At 68.2% G+C, this 2,429-nt stretch carries 2 protein-coding genes and 1 pseudogene; 1 reads left to right on the top strand and 2 read right to left on the bottom strand.

All coding sequences use genetic code 11. The features are described from left to right. Positions 1-375: 375 nt before the first annotated feature. Together WAX14_RS00430 and WAX14_RS00425 are read right to left on the bottom strand one after the other, a co-directional pair. Positions 376-786 (bottom strand): helix-turn-helix domain-containing protein, encoded by a 411-nt coding sequence (locus WAX14_RS00430; RefSeq protein WP_422626130.1) that lies wholly within the window; start codon positions 784-786, stop codon positions 376-378. A gap of 137 nt (positions 787-923) precedes the next feature. Beyond that, complete coding sequence (locus WAX14_RS00425) at positions 924-1,490, bottom strand: hypothetical protein (RefSeq protein WP_422626129.1); 567 nt, start codon at positions 1,488-1,490, stop codon at positions 924-926. A gap of 584 nt (positions 1,491-2,074) precedes the next feature. Between WAX14_RS00425 and WAX14_RS00420 the strand changes: the two are divergent. After that, positions 2,075-2,429 (top strand): annotated as a pseudogene (locus WAX14_RS00420) (type VII secretion AAA-ATPase EccA); the annotation flags it as partial.

Genomic DNA, 2,429 nt, shown 5'->3' with positions numbered 1-2,429 from the left:
GCGACGGGCCGCGTCGACCACCAGGTGATCTCAGGCCTGTTCCGCACGGCGAACTACAGCCCCAGCGGAGTTATAGTCAAATCCTGTGGATCGGGCCACTGACTCGGGCAGGTTCAGTCTCGATCCGTCCGTGTTCCGAGGATTGCGGCAAGCAACGCGGCGGCGAGAAGGAAGAACACGATGCGTGAACTACGTTCATCGCTGCCCAAATCCGCCCATGTGAGTGCTTGTGCGATGGCCGCGGTCGTATAGAGACCAATCGCCGCGCTCGAGTATCGATTCATGAATGTCCTGCCTACTTGGCCTGATGGCGTCAGGCGACCTCGGATAGTGGCCGCCGCCGACCGCGCCTGTCGCACCGCCGGTCTCGGGCGGTCAGTAGTCCAGGCCCTCGGCGTCCTCGAAGTCCCGCAGCTCCTGCAGCGCGACCCGTTGCCGCTCACGTAGCCGATCCAGGTAGGCGAGGACGTCAGCCGTGTTCAGTCGGGTGTGGGTGCCGACCTTGTGCGCAACGATCTGCCCTTCCCGGACCAGTTTCATCAGCGTCGGCCGGGAGATGCCGAGCAGATCCGCCGCCGACGTGGTGGTCAGTTCCTCGGGCATCGACCCGATGGTCACCGTGCCGCCGGCGGCGACGATCCGCACCACCTCGGTGAGGACCCCAGCCAGTTCCGCCGGCACCACCGACCTCAGAGCCGTCGGGTCGAACGCCCCGGCCTGCGACACCTGATCGGATGTCACCGTCAACGTCGTCTTCCCGACACCACTGTCGATCACCGCGTTCATCGCCTGGCACCTCTCTGTGTCACCCCGACCGCAACCCTCTTTCACTTACAAGTGCAATATTTTTCCGGTGGGGTGCCCCACCTCACTCCGGCAGATCTCCCAGCCAGGCCCTGACGGTTGTCGGCTCGACTTCGGGTTCAGCGCCGGCGCAACGCCTCGATCTCGGCGTGCCAGGTGTCCCATGCCGCGATCAGCCCCGTCCGCGCGGCCAGGTCCGTGCCGAGCGGGAGGCTGCGCCGTTGCACCCTGACTGCGCGGCGTCGCTCGCGGTACCGCTGCCGGGTCTCGTCGTCGGTGGCCGCGTCCTCGCGTTCACTCAGCTCGTACTCGAGTTCGACCGCGTGCTCACGGGTGAGGTCGTAGAGCGGCACCAGGTCCATCGTCAGGCGCCGGTCCGCGGCGCCGGCCTCACCCACCATCTGCTGCCCACCCTCCTCGCCCGACCGGTCAGAGGTATCGCCGTCGACGTACGGCGGCCGCGACAGGCGTTCGGCACGCCAGCGCTGCGCCCGCTCCGCCCGGGCGACATCGTCCGCGGTCATGGCCCGGCCGGAGAAACTGACCGGCTCACCGGAGTCGAGCAACTCCTGCGCCCGACGCTTCAGAGCAGTGACAGCCCTGGCCCGGTCAGCGTCGTTGAGCGCACGGAACTCCCGGCGGGTCATCCACAGCCACAGCTCGTCATCGGTGTCGTCATCGCTCACCGGACCAGCAGACCATGCGCGACCGACACCGCCCCGTCCCCGAAGACCGCCGACCGTCCTCGTCAGGGCGTCGGCCGAGCACCAGGCCCTGCCCCACCGGAGCTCACGTGTCGGTGCCCGACACCAGGATTGCCCGCATGGATCCCTGCGACGAGCCGTTGACCTTCCCCGACGACTGCATCCGCTGCCGCGTTCGCCGCGTGCGAGCGGTCCCCCGCCCTGATCGACGCCGGCCCCTTCCTGGAATGGTCTGGGTGGCCGAAGGCCCCCGGTATCGGGCCGTCGCTGCTGTCGCTGTACTGCTGGGCCACCCACCCCGACACCCCGGACCGGCCCCAGCTGCTCGACCAACAGTCCGTCGCCAGCCTGATCCACCACGGCTGGCTCGAGAACCCAGCGGTGTCCGGGTTCACCGTCGCCCGCTACAGCGACCTGATCCACCACTGGGCGGCAGGCCGGCACCACCGCCGAACTTGTCGAGATGTGGCTCACCCACTCCTGTCGGGACCGTGTCGCCGCCGACCGGCTCCGCGACAACCACACCACCCCCTGACCGGCGACCCTCTGCCGCCCTGCTCGCGACGATGGAAAACAACCGCGACCGCGTGGTCGTGATCGTCGCCGGATACGAGGACGCGATGAACACCTTCCTCGATCGGAACGACGGCCTGAAGAGCCGATTCGCCCGACAGATCCGGTTCCCGTCGTATCGCCCCGCCGATCTGGTGACGATCGCGGACACGATGGCCACGGAAACGTACCGTGCGGAACTCACGGACTCGGCGGCACGGGAAGTCCTGCGCGTCGCCGAATACCTGCCAACCGAGCCGGAGGACAGGGCCGACGGCCGAACCCGGACACTGATCGACCGCGAAGGCAACGCGCGGTTCGCCCGCAACCTGATCGAGGCTGCGATCGAGGAGCGCGAAGGCCGCCCCC

It is taken from the genome of Rhodococcus sp. (in: high G+C Gram-positive bacteria), assembly GCF_049299235.1.
In the GTDB taxonomy this organism is placed as follows: domain Bacteria; phylum Actinomycetota; class Actinomycetes; order Mycobacteriales; family Mycobacteriaceae; genus Rhodococcus.
Note: the sequence above shows the minus strand (reverse complement) of the source record. Positions and strands in the feature narration are given on the sequence as shown.

Excerpts from the sequence above, each read along its gene's own strand:
- WAX14_RS00430 (WP_422626130.1), bottom strand. The coding sequence starts at position 786 with ATGAACGCGGTGATCGACAGTGGTGTCGGGAAGACGACGTTGACGGTG.